The organism is Mesorhizobium sp. AR07 (genome assembly GCF_024746815.1).
Lineage (GTDB): Bacteria > Pseudomonadota > Alphaproteobacteria > Rhizobiales > Rhizobiaceae > Mesorhizobium.
On the sequence record NZ_CP080529.1, the window covers coordinates 223,965 to 239,102 of the forward strand.

Genomic DNA, 15,138 nt, shown 5'->3' on the forward strand with positions numbered 1-15,138 from the left:
AGAACAACAATGCTCGCCAATTCCCTGATCGAACTCGACCGCGCCCATCTCATTCATCCGGTCGCGTCATATCGCGGCCATGAGGCGCTCGGCGTCCGCGTGCTGAAATCGGCGAAGGGCGCGATCGTGACCGAAGCGTCCGGCCGGCAACTCGTCGACGGCTTCGCGGGGCTGTGGTGCGTCAACGCCGGCTACGGCCACGACAGCATCGTCGAGGCGGCGGCCCGGCAGATGCGCGAGCTTCCCTACGCCACTGCCTATTTCGACCTCGGTTCGGAGCCGGCCATCCGGCTCGCCTCTGAATTGGCCGAGCGCGCGCCGGGCGACCTCAATCACGTCTTTTTCACGCTTGGCGGGTCGGACGCGGTCGACAGCACGATCCGTTTCGTCCGCTACTACTGGAATGCAAAAGGCGAGCCGCAGCGTGACCAGTTCATTTCCATCGAGCAGGGCTATCACGGGTCGTCGGTGGTCGGCGCTGGTCTGACCGCCCTGCCCGCCTTTCACGCCGGTTTTGGCATTCCCTTTGAATGGCAGCACAAGATTCCCTCCCCCTATCCCTATCGCAACCCGGTCGGCGAGGACGGCAGCGCGATCATCGCCGCATCGCTCGCCGACCTGAAGGCCAAGATCGAGGCAATCGGGCCGGAACGGGTCGCCGCCTTCTATGCCGAGCCGATCCAGGGCTCGGGCGGCGTCATCGTCCCGCCGAAAGGCTGGATCAAGGCCATGCGCGAACTCTGCCGGGACTACGGCATCCTGTTCATCGCCGACGAGGTGATCACCGGCTTCGGCCGCACAGGCCCCCTGTTCGCCTGCACCGATGAGGACATCGTTCCCGATTTCATGACGACCGCGAAAGGGCTGACCTCGGGCTATGTTCCAATGGGCGCCGTATTCATGGCGGATCATGTCTACGATGTCATCGCTGATGGCGCGGGCGCTTCGGCCGTCGGCCACGGCTACACCTATTCCGCCCATCCCGTCAGCGCGGCCGTCGCGCTCGAGGTGTTGAAGCTCTATGAAGACGGCCTGCTGGAGAATGGGATCAAGGCGGGCGCCCGCCTGATGGCGGGATTGGAGGGCCTGAGCGACCATCCGCTTGTCGGCGATGTGCGCGGCCGCAGCATGCTTGCCGCCATCGAACTGGTGGTCGACAAGGAAAAGAAGACGCCGCTTCCGGCGTCGGCGATGCCGGCACGGCGCATCTTCGACAGGGCGTGGGACAACGGCCTCATCATCCGTGCCTTTGCGCACGGGGTTCTCGGCTATGCACCACCGCTCTGCTGCACCGACGCCGACATCGATGCGATCATCGAGCGCACACGCCGGACGCTCGACCAGACACTGGACGATCCCGATGTCCGCCAGGCTCTGGCATGACGGCGGCGAAATATGTCGTGTCTCGAAATATCGCCGGGGCAGACGATTTCGCAATTTTGTGCCGCCCCCTCACGCCTTTTCGGCGAATCCAGCGCGGGGGAAGTGCCAGACTGTTCATAAGACAAGGCCAGAAAGCCCGAATTTCCGGGCCTTCGAAAAAGGCCGACGCCCCGAACAGCACGGAATTTTGTTCTGTTCAACACATGCAATTCGGCCGCGCGCAGAGGAGCCTCAAGCCGTTAAGAACCGCGTAGCGAACGTCTGTTGCAGGCTCCCGGCCTTGCGTCTCTTCGCATTGCGCGTTCAGAATTATCATTCTGGTAGTGGCATCTGTTTTGCTGAGCCCAGCCATGGATCGGCTTCCCATATCTGCCGGTGCCCCGATGAAGACATGATAGATCGTCCATGACCCGTCCGGCTCTACTGAGGCGTTGAAGATGCGAAGGAACGGAAGCGGCCTACCAAACCCAAGTAGGCCCGCCATTCCCCTACGGCTGGGTAGCGTGGCAAACCCGCATCATCCGGCTAATCAGGTGTTTGTCGGCGTTCTCTTGGCCGGTGAGTTCGCGCACCAGATCCTTGGCGTGCTGAATCCTGTGCGCTTTGGTTACCTGTCCTTCCTCGACCGAAGCCTTGAAGGCGTCGCACAGAATGTCAAAGTCGTGAGCGGAGATAAATCCGTCTGAGCGGCTGTCGTTTTCCATCACAGTCACGGGACTCCATTCGTGATGTCGCGCGGAAAGTTTACTCCCACGGCCGCAAGAACGTGTACCAGCCCAGAAGACCTCAACGCTTCGAACGGCGGACGAGCAAAGCGTTCCCCGCAAGGGATCGGCTTATCCCTGCGACCGCGGAGTTGTGCGGTTTCGACATGGTTGGGGACTACGTCCTTGTCCCCGTCGATTAGAGGATTATCCTTGACAGGTTTGGGCGAGGCGATCGCCCATGGAGGTTGTCATGGCAGACGACAAGTCAAAGCGTGGTCCGCAAGACAGAGCACGGGTCGACGGTGGCGAAGACTATGAAGTCGGGTATCTCATGAAGAAGCACCATCTCGAACGAGCTGATGCCCTCAGGCTGGTAAAAAAGTATGGAAACAACCGCGCAAAGATCGAAGAGGAACTCGTTGCCCGAAAGGTTTGATCGTGTATTGCCGTGAGGCTGGCATAGAGCCAAGCACGCCTGAGTGTGACCAGGCTGCAGGCATAATCATGGCGCTTTTCAGCAACGGCATCGGCACTGCTGAGGAATTGAAGGCAGCGCTCCAGTTCCGTTTGGAGACTGAGTTGCGACGGTATGGTCAACGCCTATCCCGCCTAGCTGAGAACCGCTCTAGATCGTAATTGTACATCGAATTCCAAGTGGAGGTCGCGTTAGATGCAAAACGCGAGCCCTCTGAAAAAACCATTGTCCAATTAAGGCAGTGGGTTTGGAGGCTGTATGAAAGGGGACGTTGCTTGGCGCTATTTCACGGGCATGCCGTGTCAGATGCACGCGGACCTCCGGGGAGTAATACCAACGGCTTTGACGGCTGACTCTCGGGGGATTCCGGCCTGCTCGATTTCATGATTCTTTGGCGTGAGAGGAGATTCGCGCCATGGGATCAGCGATCGAGATGCGGACGGACTATTCGGCAGCCGAACTTCGACGGCTGGCCAAGAGTTTGAGGGATAGCAAGCAGAGCCGTCGGCTGTTGTCGCTGGCAGCGGCTCTCGACGGGATGAGCCGTGAGGATGAGGCGCGGGTCGGCGGTATGGATCGGCAGACGCTGCGGGACTGGGTGCATCGCTTCAACGACGCTGGTCCGGACGGTCTCAAGGATGCCTGGAACGGGGGCCCTGAGCCGCGCCTGTCCGCGGTGCAGAAAGCGGAACTGGCTGGGATCGTCGAGACGGGCCCGGACAACGCCGTCGACGGGGTCGTGCGTTGGCGGCGTGTCGATCTCCAGAAGCTCATCAAGGAACGCTTCGGCGTCGACTATCACGAGCGCTACGTCGGGACGCTTCTGAAGGAACTCGGCTTCTCCCATATCAGCGCCCGGCCGCGTCATCCGGGCCAGGACGACGAGATAGTCGAGGCGTATAAAAAAACTTCCCGCGCACGTTGAGCGCGCACCTCGCCGACCTGTCCAAAGGCAAGCCGGTCGAGATCTGGTTCCAGGACGAAGCCCGCATCGGCCAGAAGAATGGCATCGTGTGGCAATGGGCAAGGCGGGTCACGCGGCCCCGTCAACCGGCCGACCAGCGCTACAAAAGCGCCTATCTGTTCGGCGCCATCTGCCCGGCACGTGGCATAGGAGCAGGGCTGGCGCTGCCCTTCGCCGACACCGAGGCCATGCAACTTCATCTCGACGAGATCAGCCGCCATGTCGCCAGGCGCGCCCACGCCATGCTGCTGCTCGATCGCGCCGGCTGGCACACCACCGCAAAGCTCGAAGTTCCCAAGAACATCACGCTCATCTTCCTTCCGTCCCGCTGCGCGCCAACTGGCTCTCAAACCGCGTCTTCGAAGGCTACGACGCCATCATCGACGCAGCGTGCGAGGCTTGGCGAAAACTCCTCACGCAACCTGAGACTATAAACTCCATCGGAATGCGGGACTGGGCACACGTCGGTCAATCAAAATGACCGTTGGTATTAGTGGACGCTTGATCCCGAAAATGCGGCGGTATCGCCAGGGCCGCACTCTCCGTCGGCACCGTGCCGACAGGCGCCACGGTTGAGGATATGACTAGGCTGATCGGTTGTGAGACTAGACTTTCAGTGCTTTGCTGCCCGCCTCATTGAGGAAAGGACGATGAACCAAAATGCAAACGCGATTTTACGCGAATGGATTAGCGAACACTTTGTTGCACTTGGGTCGCAGGAGTAGACCCCGGGGACCGGGAACTGATCGCTAAGCGGCGTTCACAAGAACTCTTGGAATTTGCGAAAGATCGCAGAATTCGTTCTGCGCTTGAAGAAACCGCCAAGCCTTACGGCGGGGCGCTACCCTATGTGCGCGCGCTCCAAAAGTCCGCCGAGTTCGAAGCTTCGCACCCAGGCCTCTAGCAGCAGATCCACTTGCAACGACCCACATGTTCCTTTGGCGGTCGCCTATGCCGGTCCCCTCGCCTGCCGCCGGGTGGCGCCAAGCCGCGACATGGTGGCCGGTGAAAGAGGCCGCTAAGCTTGAGCTTGAGCTTGTTCCTTTCGCCTAGCCATGCACCAAGCTGTTGCACAAGCCTGCTATCTATAACTCCTGTGTCTGACCCGAACTACCTCACTCCTGAAGAAGTCATCGCTCGCTACCGCGGACAGCTGAGCGAAGGGACGCTTCGCAACTGGCGCTACATGCGCATCGGGCCCTCATTCCTCAAAATCGGCAAAGCAATCCTCTACCCAAGCAGCGAGCTCGATCGCTGGGACAGATCGATCCTTGTTGTCTGCAGGCCCACACGCAATCTGCCGTTCGAAAGGACGTCTGCACCAGAGTAGTAGAAAGGCCGTTCAGCCGTCCCGAGTGGCACTAGCGAGAAAAGATGAGCGTTCGGAATCCGTGGTTGATCGGGACGTCAGGGTACTGAGAAAATGCGATCATGCCCAAGCGTGGGAGATCACAAGTAGTCACTCAATACACGCCCCAGTTAACGACCCCGGTCCCCCAAGATCCCGGCACAAGTATCTGATATATATGACGAATATAGTCGAAGTGTTTTGATCCACAAAGATCCCATTCGATACCCCACGGGCATTCTGGGTCACAATGTGTCACGCATCGACCTAAATCCCCTCTGAAATTAGGGACTTACTTCACTCTGGCTTGCCGGACGTGGAAGGAAGCAAATGCAATCCATCGCGAAGGCGTCCTCGGCGGCGATTTCGCACCTCGGCAACTTTTGAGAACGCTACTGAACGCCCAAAATGTGGCCAACCGTCACTCGTTGAAAGAGACATTGCATCAAGAGCGGACGTGCCAACGAGCTTTCCGACTGGTGATCCGGTCAACCGATTTATACCGGTCGACACTGACATAGCTGCGGAATCACAGATGCCATCGCAAGGTGGCCAGTGAAGGCATCAGTTCTATCACATTACCCGGCACGCTTTCATTGCGTTGCTGCAGCAGAATTCGCTCGCCGGCCAGGCGCCCCATCTCGTGCGGATCCTGGTCAATGGACGCTATGTGTTTGCCGGCCAGAAGCGGAATCTCATTGAGATCGAATCCGACGAAACCTATGCTATCGCGACGTCCTGGCGCGAAGTCATCAAGCGCCTTTATCGCTCCAACCGCCATAAGGTTGTTGGTGACAAACACAGCATCGAAGTCGATCCGGTGCTCCAGCAACTGCCGCATCACATTGTAGCCTCCATCGACGCGGTTGTTGCCGTGCCTGACTTCCTGGATAACCAGCAAATCGGACCGGCTCGCATTCGAGATGAAGCCATGCAGCCGCGCCCCGCTTGTGGGGTTCGGCGGCCCCGCGATACAGACGACCTTGCGATATCCCGCGGCCTTGAGATGATTGGCCGCCAGCGAGCCACCCGCCAAATTGTCGGTCAGCACCGTGTCGTATGCACGTCCCGGCACGGCTCGATCGACGATCACCACGGGAATTCCGGCGGCCGCCAGGTCCGAGAGATCGGTGGCGTCGGAGGACGGCGCGATGACGACGCCGCCGACCCGTTCGGCGAGGGCCACATCGAGATAGTGGCGCTCCTTTTCGGGATCGTCGTCCGAATTCCCGATGAACACGCATGTGTCGCTCGGCCGGCAAACATGCTCCAGCCCGCGCGCAAGGCGGGTGAAGAAGGTGTTTTCGAAGTCGGGCACGATCAAGGCCCAAAGATGCGATGTCGAGGTGCGCATGCGCTGCGCCATGCGGCTCGGCCTGTAGCCCAGTTCGGAAACCGAGGCATGGACGCGCTCGGCCAGGTCTTCGCGCACCTTCAGCCCGTTGACCACGCGCGACACCGTCGCCGCGGACACTTGGGCGTGCCGGGCGACATCGTAGATAGTGGCGGTCGGAAGCCGATCTCTGCTGTTCATTGTCTCTTGTGAAGTGGCCGGGCCGGCTACGCGCCGGACCGGCCGGACAGGATTTTGCACCATGCCCGCGTCAAATTTCGCGGGCCGCCCACTTTGCCATGCGTTCCCACAACAGGCCGTAATTGGCCCATTCGTGAAGATTTCCGCACCAGTGATAGACAGGGTCGGTCGTGTAGGCAATGGAGCGGCCCTTGCCGAATTCGGCGACGGCCATGAAGACGTCGTCACGGACCGTCATCAGGATTTTCGAGTCGGGCTTGGGAAACACCTTGTTGTAACCAAGGATGATGCGCTCCTTGTCGAAGGCCACGCCCTTCAGGATCGGATGGTCCGACGACAACACGTCGAGCTGTGCACCCTCCGGAACTTCGATGCGGTCGTCGTTGCCCCGGTCGCAGGTCACTGGCAGCACGGCTTCTATGGGCGTTCCGCCCCAGATGCCCTTGCCTTCGATCCCTGAGAACGTCGTATAGCCGCCCGCCATGATCAAGCCGCCGCCGCCTTCGACCCATTTGCGGAAATTGCCGATGCGGTCAGGCCCCATAGGAACCTTTCGCTCGCGATTGCCCGGCAACAACGCGAAGTTGTTGTAGCCGACATCGCTGAGGATGATCACATCCCACTTGGCGAACTCTTCCGGCGTCATCGGAAATTCGGCGCGGATCTTGTCGGCCGGCATGTGGGTAAGCGCGATACCGGGGCGCGGGCTGAGCGCTTCGCGCAACACGCTCGCAGAATCCCGATAGTAATTGTGGATGAACGTATCCATGCCCTTAGCCGTGATGAGCGTCTCGGCCTGCGTGTCTCCACAATACAAAACTCGGATTGCCATGTCTTTCTCCTTGATCGGAACCGATCGGCGGTGCGTCGCCGTCAGTTGCTGGGCTGGTTGAAGCGCAGGCCGTCATTGACGGTGACCTTGTCGAGCCCGTTGGCCTGCATCCCCCAGGCGGTCAGGATTTTCTCGTAGCTGCCGTCCGACTTCATCTCGGCGAGCGCGGCCTGCACTGCGTCACGCAGCGCGGCGTCCGACTTGCGGAACGGCATGGCGTTGTATCCGGTGCCGTACTGCTCAAAGGCCAGCACCTCGAGCCCCGCGGCGTCCGGCGATGTCTGGATGACGTAAGCGGCCACGCCATATTGATACATCGTCGCATCGGCGCGCTTGGTGCGAACCTGCAGCAGGGCTTGGTTGACGTCCTGGAAGACCTGAATGTCGATCTTGTCGGAGCAGCTGCCGTTCTGCTTCTCGACGAGGCCTTGCATGACGCTGCCCTGCAGCACCGCAACGTGCTTGCCGCACAGGTCGCCAATCTTCTTGATGCCAAGAGGATTGTCTTTGAGCACGACGATGGCGTTGCCGTCAGTCGAATAGTCGACGAAATCGAGTTTCTGCTCACGCGCCGGCGTGTCGCCCATGCCGGTCAAGGCGGTGTCGAAACGCTTGGCCTCGATGGCGGCGATGATGCCGGGAAATTTCACGGCCGCCCATTCGGCCTTGAGTCCGAGTTTGGCGGCGATGGCGTTGCCGAGGTCGATGTCAGAGCCGACCAGCGTTTGGCCGTCCGCTTGGTAGTAGGTATAGGGCGGCGAACTCGGATCGGTCGCGATCTTCAAACTGGCTCCCTTGAAAGCGTCGGGAACCTTGGCCGCCAGTTTCGGCGAAGCGGTGACGGTCAGTGCCTCCCCCTTCGGCCCGATCTTGAGTTCCTCGCCCAAGGCGGCGTATGTGCTGCAAAGCAGTGCCGACGCCAGCGCGACCGTCTGCGCGGTCTTCGACAGTACGTTCTTCAAAAGCATGCTCATTGCGTTCTCCTCTGGTTTGCCGCTTGTCACGGCTGTTTTTCGGCCGGAACCCGACCGACTTAAAAGCAGGCATCGGTCACGCAGCTTTGAGCGCAGGCCGGTGAACTGAGAAATGGTGGCGGATGTAATTGTCGCCACCGGTATCGACGAGGTCGGCTATCGCCACTCCGACGGCCGGCGCCATCTTGTAGCCGTGACCGGAGAAGCCGGCGGCAAGGATCACCCGGTTGCTCTCGGGATGAAAATCGATGACCGGATGATTGTCGGCGGTGAAACCGTCGAGATAGACGCCGGATCGCACCGGTTCGGCATCAACGCCATCGAGCAGGGTCTGGGCGACTTGCCGCATGATCGCGGTATCGGCATAGGACACGGTCCGGTCGACGGCCGACGGATCCACATCACTGAGATAATTGACCGGCGGCATGATCTTGACGGTCCAGCCATCGAGACAAGGAAAGCCAGAGTAATCGATTTCTGACGTGCGCCGAATACAGACCGGAAAGCGCGACGGAAGATATGCCGCGGTATCGTCGACACCGAACCAGGTCCCCACGAGCCGCCGTGCGGTGAAATGCGGCGACGGCCCTTCGATCATGCGCGCGCCCCACGCGCCACAGGTGACCACGGCGGTGTCAAACAACTGCGTCTGCCCGTTGCTGGTGATCTCGACACCGCGGGACCCAGGTCTGACGCGCTCCACCCCGCAGCCTTGGTAAAGCGTCGCGCCGGCGGCGATTGCCGCCTGCACGGCCGCCCTGACGCCCAGCTCCGGACGGAGTAGCGCGCCATCGAGGTCGAGAAGCGCGAACTCGCCACCGCTCAGGCGGTGTTGCGGGAAGCGGTTGCGCAAGGCCTGTTCGTCAAGCACTTCATGGCGCACATCGTGCTCGCGCGCGCCATCGATCGTTCCCAACAACCAGTCTGCGCCCCGTTCACCGATGTAAAGGCAACCAATCGGATAGTGGAACTTGCGATCCGAACCGGCCTGAAGCTCGGTCCACAATGCCAGCGACCGCTTGAGCAAAGGGATGTATTCGGCGCCCTCGCGATAAGCGAGCCGGAATATCCGCGATTCCGCGCCATGAGCGCTGGTGTCATGCGGCACACCCATGCGGTCGAAGCCAGTGACGTCGTGGCCGCGCCTGGCAAGCTGCCATAGCGCCATGCTCCCCATCGCGCCGACACCGACAACCGCAATCTTCTTGGCCGACATTGTGAACCTCACCGTTGTTCGGCGCCCGCGAAGCAGGCACAGCTGACCTCATTTGATCTTCGACAGGAACGCTTGGGTGCGTGGCTCCACGGGATGAGAGAGCACCTGCTCGGATGGCCCCTGCTCCACTACGAGTCCGCCATCCATGAACACAACGCGATCGCTGACTTCGCGCGCGAAGCCGATTTCATGCGTGACGACGATCATCGTCATGCCCTTGGCCGCGAGTTCGCTCATGACCGACAGAACCTCATGGACGAGCTCCGGGTCGAGCGCCGACGTTGGCTCGTCGAAAAGCAGCACTTTGGGTTGCATGGCCACGGCGCGGGCGATTGCCACCCGCTGCTGCTGGCCGCCGGACAGTTGCGAGGGGCGATGGCCGGCGAAACGTTCCATGCCCACCGACGACAGCACGCCCATCGCGCGCTCCCGCGCCTCTGCCCGGGACAGGCGCAAGACAAGCCTCAGCGCAAGCGCGACATTCTCCTCGGCCGAGAGATGTCCGAACAGGTTGAAACGCTGGAAGACCACGCCCATGGTCGCCCGCTGCCTCGCGAACATCGCCGCGGGAACCTCCCACAGGATGCCGTCAATCTCCTGGCAACCGATCCGCACGCCGTCCACCCAGACGCCGCCGCCATCCGGCACCTCGAGGAAGTTGAGGCAGCGAAGAAACGTGCTCTTTCCCGAACCGGAAGGTCCGATGATGCACACGACCTCGCCGCGGGCTACGTCAAGCGATATTCCCGAAAGTACGAGATGGGTCCCATAAGACTTGCGGATCTCGCGGGCGCTCAGCATCGGAGGGCTGGACAACCCGCCGGCCCCGGCCATGGGCTGAAGCACGGAGACCGTCATGACTGGACCTCAACTTTGAGAGCGAGGTTGGGCGCGGAACCGTCGCCAAGGCGATGCTCAAGCCAGTACTGGAAGCCGGACGCGACGGTGGTGAGCGCCAGATACCAAAGCGACGCAACGATCAGCAGTTCGATGACCTGGAAGTTGCGGGCGTAGATGTCCTCGGTCTTGGTCAACAGCTCCTGGGCGCCGATGACGGAGACCAGCGACGTGTTCTTCAGCATGCCAATCGTCTGATTGGCCGTGGGCGGCGTGATGACCTTGAGCGCCTGGGGCAGGACAATATGGCTCATCACCTGCGTGTCGGTCAGGCCGACGCTGACCGCGGCCTCGCTCTGGCCCTTGTCGACGGAATTGATGCCGGCGCGGACGATCTCCGCCATATAGGCCGCTTCGTTGAGGCCAAGTCCCAGCAGGGCGGCGGCGAAGGGCGTCACCAGGCTGTTGATCGGGATCTGCCAGAGACCGATGCCGATGACCGGAAACACCAGCGCGATGTTGAACCAGAAAATGAGCTGGACCAGCAGCGGCGTGCCGCGAAACAGCCAGACATAGAGCCGCGAGGCCGCCTTCACCGCCGGATAGCGGGATATGGCCATTACTGCGAGAAGCGTGCCGAGAACCACGCCGATCACCATCGACAGTGCGGTGAGCTCCAGCGTCATCCAGAGCCCGTCGAGGATGGCTGCATGAAATGAGAAGCTCCGGACCACGGACCAGTTGATCGCACCGCTTGTCGCGATCCGGATTGTCAGCGCCAGCCCGAGCGCGATCACGACCCCGGTGACAACGAGCCGCTTGCCACGTCCAAGCGCGCGAGGCTTGCCTGAAAGCAGCGGCGCGGGTTGGTTGCCAAGCCCCGAAGGAAAGGTGAAGCTCACGCTCATACCTCGCTCAGATATCGATTTCAGGCTATTAGAAATCGATATCTTGTCAATCCTCCCCCGAAAAGAATAGGGCTCAGCCGATCGATTCGCGGTCTTCCCTGGCGCGGCGGGCGCCTCTCCAGGCGCCCGCCTGCCCCTTGGCGCTCATCCCATACTCTCAGGGATGATGGGCCTGTTCGATGCTCGACGTGGCCGTATCAGCCGCGTCTGTCGAGAAGTGACGCCGCCGGCTGGTTCAGATAGAGCTTGGCATGGGGCTGCTTCTGCAGCAGCGATGCCGGGCACATGAACGTCACTGGGCCTTCGAGAAGCTGCTTGATCACGCCCGCCTTGTCGGCATCGTGAACCAGCGCAAGCACGCGGCTCGTCTTGAGCAGCGCATGCATTGTCAGCGAAAGACCATAATACGGCACCTCCTCGAGCGTCTTGAAGATGCCGGCCCTTTTGACCTGATTGCGCGTCATCTCATCGAGCGCCACGACGCGGATAACATCTTTGGTGTCGAAATCGGCGGGCGGATCGTTGAAGGCAAGGTGGCCGCTGTTGCCGATGCCGACCACGCACAGCACCGGGTCGAGCTCGTTGTAGAGTTGGGTATAACGAGCCAGTTCCTCCTCGACCGGCGTATGATCACCCTGCATCGGAAAGAACGCCTTCGGCTTGACGTGGTCGAGCAGGTGCTTGCGCATGCGCGAGGCACCGCTTTCCGCCCGGCTTTCCGCTACACCCATATAGGTGTCGACGTGGAGCACGGTGATGCGCGACCACTCGATGTCGGTGCGCGCCCGCAAGGCCGTGTAGAAGGCATCCTGCGCAGCGCCCAGCGCCATGATGATGGCGATCTCCGGCTTCTTGGCCAGCGCTGCCTTCACCACGCTTGCCAGATCCTCGGCCGCTGCCTCGCCAAGCTCTCTATCAGTCGCCGCGACCAGGACTTGGAGCTGGTCGTATTTGAGATGTTCCATGTTTCTTCCTTCCGTTTTTCGATTGTGTCCGCGGACAAAGTTCGGGGTGCATGCGCGGCGGGGAAAGCCGCGCAAGGCAAAGGGTCCGGGGTATGAGTCTGTCCGGCTTCGGCAGACCCGCCGGCCGCTAGAGCTTTGGTGGTCCCGTCTTGCCGCGTCCGGACGGAGTCTTCGCATCGCCGGCGGAGACCCAGCGCACGCTGTAGGGTGCGTCCACTTTGAATTCTGCTTCGAGATCGACGAAGGTCTGGCGCAGCAGCACTTCGAGGCGCTCATGGTCGCGGGCGCGCATGGCATCCAGAAGCCGAGAGTGCACCGCGATCATGTGTCGTGCATGCCGTTCGTCATTGTCAAGCGCACCGCGCAACGGACTGAGCTGGCGATAGATGCCCGACATCGCCCGCAGCAGGATCGGGTTGCGGGCGGCATGTGCGATGCGCCTGTGGAACATGCCGTCGGCCCGCCACACCATCTTCGGATCGGCGATATGCAGGTCCATCAGCCGGATCGTATCGTCAATCCGGTCGAATTCCTCCTTCGTCCCGTTCTCGGCAGCCAGGTGATAGACGATCGGCTCTAGCAGCCGGCGTGTGGCGATCAGTTCCGCCACATGATGCGCTTCATGCGCGATGTTCTTGCCGACGACATCGACTGACGATTATCGATGGATTGAACTGATCACCGGCGAGGCACGCCGCCGACACTGGACGACCGAACAGAAGCTGCAGATCATCGAGGAGAGTTTCCTCCCGGGCGAGCCGGTTTCGTCGGTCGCCCGACGACGAGGCGTTGCGCCACCTCGCATGGCTGAAAGTCATCTGAGAAATTACGGTCGGCCATGTCGGTTCCCCCATAGGACACATCCGAAAAACGTATCGCATAGCGCTGTTTCATCGCCGCCGCTAAGACAGCACTCGCAGGCCGCGCAAGTCCGGCTACCACGCGCTGGGCGCAGGCTCCGATCCAGCTTCCCATCGCAGGTGCAATTCTGGGCTGTGCTACTCGCCGAGAACGATCCGCAAGAGGTGGACCGTACTTCTTGTGTTGGTTTTCTTGAGGAGATTGGCCCTGTGGAATTCCACGGTTCGCGGGGCAATTCCTAAGGTACGGGCAATCTCCTTGCTCGAATAACCCCTGACGATCTGGGCGAGCACGACACGCTCGCGTGCTGTGAAAACGGCATGGCCGGTGTCCGAGAGGACATCCAGTGCGCCATTCAGCTTCCTGATTTCCTGCTTGGCGTACTGGAGCTCCGGCGTCTCCAGAAATTCCCATTCGCCCTTTCTCCGGGTGATGGTGAATTGGTGGGCGCGCGCGACGTCGAGCAGGTCCACGGCCCTGCTTTTCGACAGGGCATAAGTACACAGCACGACCATCTTCTGGCCCGCCAGTGACCGGTCGAGTTCATGCTCGTACTGGCAAAACTCCTTCCAGTGGCTGGTCCCGATCCAGAATGCGTTACCGCTCACCCTCATCCCGGCATAGCCCTTTGCCAACGCCGCCCGCAGCTTCTCATTCCAGCCGCCGGTAATGCGCTGCAGGTCGAACTCCCCGCCTTGAAGGTACCAGTCAGTGCCGGGGATCAGTTCCATCTGCCCGGCAGCCAGGCGTGCGTCGATGTCGGGAATGGACTGCCGTAGCGTATCCTTCGCCGCCACTGCGTCGATCGGATCGGAGACCGCCCAGATGCAGAATTCGTTGTCCTCCAGCCCAGCCGCGAAATAGGAGGCGTTCGTGTCGAGCAGGTCCTGTTCCGCTTCGTAGAAGGCGCAGATATGTGTCCCCCAGGACATCTCGCCCATGACGCGGATGCCGGACTTGCGGGGCGCATAGGCAGGCTCATCGCTCATGTCGATGCCGCTTTCCGGATGCACACGAATACTTCACTGACCCACTAAATCGGTCGCAGCCGACGCGGCCCCACGCTACGTCGACCATTCCGTTACGGAACCTGATGATCGTGCCAGTAGAATGTGCGCGGTAGCTGGCCATTTATGGGGGCGTGCATCTCCGGAGAGACTATCAGCTGTGGCACCAACATGACAGAGATTTTCAAGGCCGGGTTCGGCAGCCTGATCCGCTCTACTCCGGCCGCCAACCCGCGCCAAGAACACCTCTGCTCCGGCCTGCCGGAAGCGATCAAGGTCAGGCTGCCCGATCTATCGAGGGATGGTGTGGCCATCAGCGACCTGCGTGAAAGGGGTATGGCGCTCGTCTACGTCAACAGCGCATTCCAGGACATCACCGGCTATTCTAGTGACGAACTGATAGGGAGGAACTGCCGCTTCCTGCAAGGCAGCGATCGCCTTCAACCTGAAATCCAGTCCATCCGCGACGCAATCGCCCGCCGTGCGGATGTTGCGGTCACGCTGAAGAACTACCGCAAGGACGGTAGCAGGTTCTGGAACGAGCTCTATCTCGCGGCCATGAGTGCCACTGGTGGCGAGCCGACGCACTACATCGGACTTATCCGGGACGTGACGGCAAGCAGAGCTGCTGCCGATCAAATTGCCCAGAGCACCCGCACCGACCTGCTGACCGGGGTGCTTAACAGATATGCCTTCGTCGAGGACGTCGACGTCCTCCTGCGTGCCGAGCAACGGCCGATCCTACTTGCCAAGATCGACATGGCTCGTTTCCATGACATCAACGAAGGCTACGGATATGATGTTGGCGACCAGGTGTTGATGCAGATTGCCCGACGCCTGACCAACACCGGCGCAGCACTGGTCTGCCGCACGGGATCCAAAGAGTTTGCGCTCGCCCAGCCGCTTGGGCATGCCAACGAGGCCCGAGCGACAATTGAAACGATCCGGCACTGGCGCCGCGGTATCTCGTTGCCGGCGCTACGATCAGCATTCGTTTCGCAATGGGCTATGTCGTCGGCAACCACACGGCGGGCGCGATGACACTGGTTCGTCATGCCGGTGCCGCTTTGCATCGGTCGAAGTTGAACGCCTTCCTCGATGTTTGCGCATTCAGTTCCGAGGATGAC

At 60.9% G+C, this 15,138-nt stretch carries 14 protein-coding genes and 2 pseudogenes; 6 read left to right on the forward strand and 10 right to left on the reverse strand.

Features of this window, described 5'->3' with window-relative positions:
* Nucleotides 1–9 precede the first annotated feature (9 nt).
* The gene (locus BPNPMPFG_RS42205; RefSeq protein WP_258599230.1) at nt 10–1,383 is read left to right on the forward strand and encodes an aspartate aminotransferase family protein; all 1,374 of its coding nucleotides are present in this window, start codon (nt 10–12) and stop codon (nt 1,381–1,383) included.
* 488 nt (nt 1,384–1,871) lie between these two features.
* Here BPNPMPFG_RS42205 and BPNPMPFG_RS42210 read toward each other — a convergent pair whose 3' ends face one another.
* Nucleotides 1,872–2,087: a hypothetical protein gene (locus tag BPNPMPFG_RS42210; RefSeq protein ID WP_258599231.1), complete on the reverse strand. Its 216-nt coding sequence runs from the start codon at nt 2,085–2,087 to the stop codon at nt 1,872–1,874.
* A 253-nt stretch (nt 2,088–2,340) separates the two neighbouring features.
* Here BPNPMPFG_RS42210 and BPNPMPFG_RS42215 point away from each other — a divergent pair, with 253 nt between their 5' ends.
* From BPNPMPFG_RS42215 to BPNPMPFG_RS42225, 3 genes and pseudogenes are all read left to right on the forward strand, one after another.
* Nucleotides 2,341–2,526, forward strand: a complete 186-nt coding sequence (locus BPNPMPFG_RS42215; protein WP_077380219.1) for a DUF3606 domain-containing protein — start codon at nt 2,341–2,343, stop codon at nt 2,524–2,526.
* Nucleotides 2,527–2,980: 454 nt separating this feature from the next.
* A pseudogene (locus BPNPMPFG_RS42220) lies at nt 2,981–4,010 on the forward strand (IS630 family transposase).
* Nucleotides 4,011–4,625: 615 nt separating this feature from the next.
* Nucleotides 4,626–4,859 (forward strand): helix-turn-helix domain-containing protein, encoded by a 234-nt coding sequence (locus tag BPNPMPFG_RS42225; RefSeq protein ID WP_258599234.1) that lies wholly within the window; start codon nt 4,626–4,628, stop codon nt 4,857–4,859.
* A gap of 547 nt (nt 4,860–5,406) precedes the next feature.
* Here the strand turns inward: BPNPMPFG_RS42225 and BPNPMPFG_RS42230 are convergent.
* The 8 genes from BPNPMPFG_RS42230 to BPNPMPFG_RS42265 form a co-directional block, all read right to left on the reverse strand.
* On the reverse strand, nt 5,407–6,411 hold the full coding sequence (locus BPNPMPFG_RS42230; protein ID WP_258599235.1) for a LacI family DNA-binding transcriptional regulator: 1,005 nt from the start codon (nt 6,409–6,411) through the stop codon (nt 5,407–5,409).
* Between the two features lie 70 nt (nt 6,412–6,481).
* Nucleotides 6,482–7,243, reverse strand: a complete 762-nt coding sequence (locus tag BPNPMPFG_RS42235) for a glutamine amidotransferase (RefSeq protein WP_258599237.1) — start codon at nt 7,241–7,243, stop codon at nt 6,482–6,484.
* Between the two features lie 41 nt (nt 7,244–7,284).
* Nucleotides 7,285–8,217 (reverse strand): ABC transporter substrate-binding protein, encoded by a 933-nt coding sequence (locus tag BPNPMPFG_RS42240; protein WP_258599238.1) that lies wholly within the window; start codon nt 8,215–8,217, stop codon nt 7,285–7,287.
* Nucleotides 8,218–8,293: 76 nt separating this feature from the next.
* A complete protein-coding gene (gene solA, locus BPNPMPFG_RS42245; protein WP_258599239.1) occupies nt 8,294–9,433 on the reverse strand; it encodes an N-methyl-L-tryptophan oxidase in 1,140 nt (379 codons plus the stop codon).
* Between the two features lie 48 nt (nt 9,434–9,481).
* Nucleotides 9,482–10,291, reverse strand: coding sequence for an amino acid ABC transporter ATP-binding protein (locus BPNPMPFG_RS42250; protein WP_319946067.1), 810 nt, complete (start codon nt 10,289–10,291; stop codon nt 9,482–9,484).
* Nucleotides 10,288–11,172: an amino acid ABC transporter permease gene (locus tag BPNPMPFG_RS42255; RefSeq protein ID WP_258599240.1), complete on the reverse strand. Its 885-nt coding sequence runs from the start codon at nt 11,170–11,172 to the stop codon at nt 10,288–10,290. The genes BPNPMPFG_RS42250 and BPNPMPFG_RS42255 overlap by 4 nt, the downstream gene beginning before the upstream one ends.
* A 203-nt stretch (nt 11,173–11,375) precedes the next feature.
* Nucleotides 11,376–12,143, reverse strand: coding sequence for a 6-phosphogluconolactonase (locus tag BPNPMPFG_RS42260; protein ID WP_258599241.1), 768 nt, complete (start codon nt 12,141–12,143; stop codon nt 11,376–11,378).
* A gap of 127 nt (nt 12,144–12,270) precedes the next feature.
* Nucleotides 12,271–12,753: a FadR/GntR family transcriptional regulator gene (locus BPNPMPFG_RS42265; protein WP_258599243.1), complete on the reverse strand. Its 483-nt coding sequence runs from the start codon at nt 12,751–12,753 to the stop codon at nt 12,271–12,273.
* A 19-nt stretch (nt 12,754–12,772) separates the two neighbouring features.
* Between BPNPMPFG_RS42265 and BPNPMPFG_RS42270 the strand changes: the two are divergent.
* Nucleotides 12,773–12,940: pseudogene (locus BPNPMPFG_RS42270) on the forward strand (transposase); the annotation flags it as partial.
* Between the two features lie 201 nt (nt 12,941–13,141).
* On the opposite strand, the gene BPNPMPFG_RS42275 reads toward BPNPMPFG_RS42270, so the two are convergent.
* The gene (locus tag BPNPMPFG_RS42275; protein WP_258599244.1) at nt 13,142–13,993 is read right to left on the reverse strand and encodes an MEDS domain-containing protein; all 852 of its coding nucleotides are present in this window, start codon (nt 13,991–13,993) and stop codon (nt 13,142–13,144) included.
* A 144-nt stretch (nt 13,994–14,137) separates the two neighbouring features.
* On the opposite strand from BPNPMPFG_RS42275, the gene BPNPMPFG_RS42280 reads away from it, so the two are divergent.
* Nucleotides 14,138–15,052 carry a PAS domain-containing protein gene (locus BPNPMPFG_RS42280; RefSeq protein ID WP_258599245.1) on the forward strand — a complete coding sequence of 305 codons (915 nt, stop codon included), beginning with the start codon at nt 14,138–14,140 and terminating at the stop codon, nt 15,050–15,052.
* Nucleotides 15,053–15,138: the final 86 nt, after the last annotated feature.

Excerpts from the sequence above, each read along its gene's own strand:
- BPNPMPFG_RS42205 (WP_258599230.1), top strand. The coding sequence starts at position 10 with ATGCTCGCCAATTCCCTGATCGAACTCGACCGCGCCCATCTCATTCAT.
- BPNPMPFG_RS42210 (WP_258599231.1), bottom strand. The coding sequence starts at position 2,087 with ATGGAAAACGACAGCCGCTCAGACGGATTTATCTCCGCTCACGACTTT.
- BPNPMPFG_RS42215 (WP_077380219.1), top strand. The coding sequence starts at position 2,341 with ATGGCAGACGACAAGTCAAAGCGTGGTCCGCAAGACAGAGCACGGGTC.
- BPNPMPFG_RS42230 (WP_258599235.1), bottom strand. The coding sequence starts at position 6,411 with ATGAACAGCAGAGATCGGCTTCCGACCGCCACTATCTACGATGTCGCC.
- BPNPMPFG_RS42235 (WP_258599237.1), bottom strand. The coding sequence starts at position 7,243 with ATGGCAATCCGAGTTTTGTATTGTGGAGACACGCAGGCCGAGACGCTC.
- BPNPMPFG_RS42240 (WP_258599238.1), bottom strand. The coding sequence starts at position 8,217 with ATGAGCATGCTTTTGAAGAACGTACTGTCGAAGACCGCGCAGACGGTC.
- solA (WP_258599239.1), bottom strand. The coding sequence starts at position 9,433 with ATGTCGGCCAAGAAGATTGCGGTTGTCGGTGTCGGCGCGATGGGGAGC.
- BPNPMPFG_RS42250 (WP_319946067.1), bottom strand. The coding sequence starts at position 10,291 with ATGACGGTCTCCGTGCTTCAGCCCATGGCCGGGGCCGGCGGGTTGTCC.
- BPNPMPFG_RS42260 (WP_258599241.1), bottom strand. The coding sequence starts at position 12,143 with ATGGAACATCTCAAATACGACCAGCTCCAAGTCCTGGTCGCGGCGACT.
- BPNPMPFG_RS42275 (WP_258599244.1), bottom strand. The coding sequence starts at position 13,993 with ATGAGCGATGAGCCTGCCTATGCGCCCCGCAAGTCCGGCATCCGCGTC.
- BPNPMPFG_RS42280 (WP_258599245.1), top strand. The coding sequence starts at position 14,138 with ATGGGGGCGTGCATCTCCGGAGAGACTATCAGCTGTGGCACCAACATG.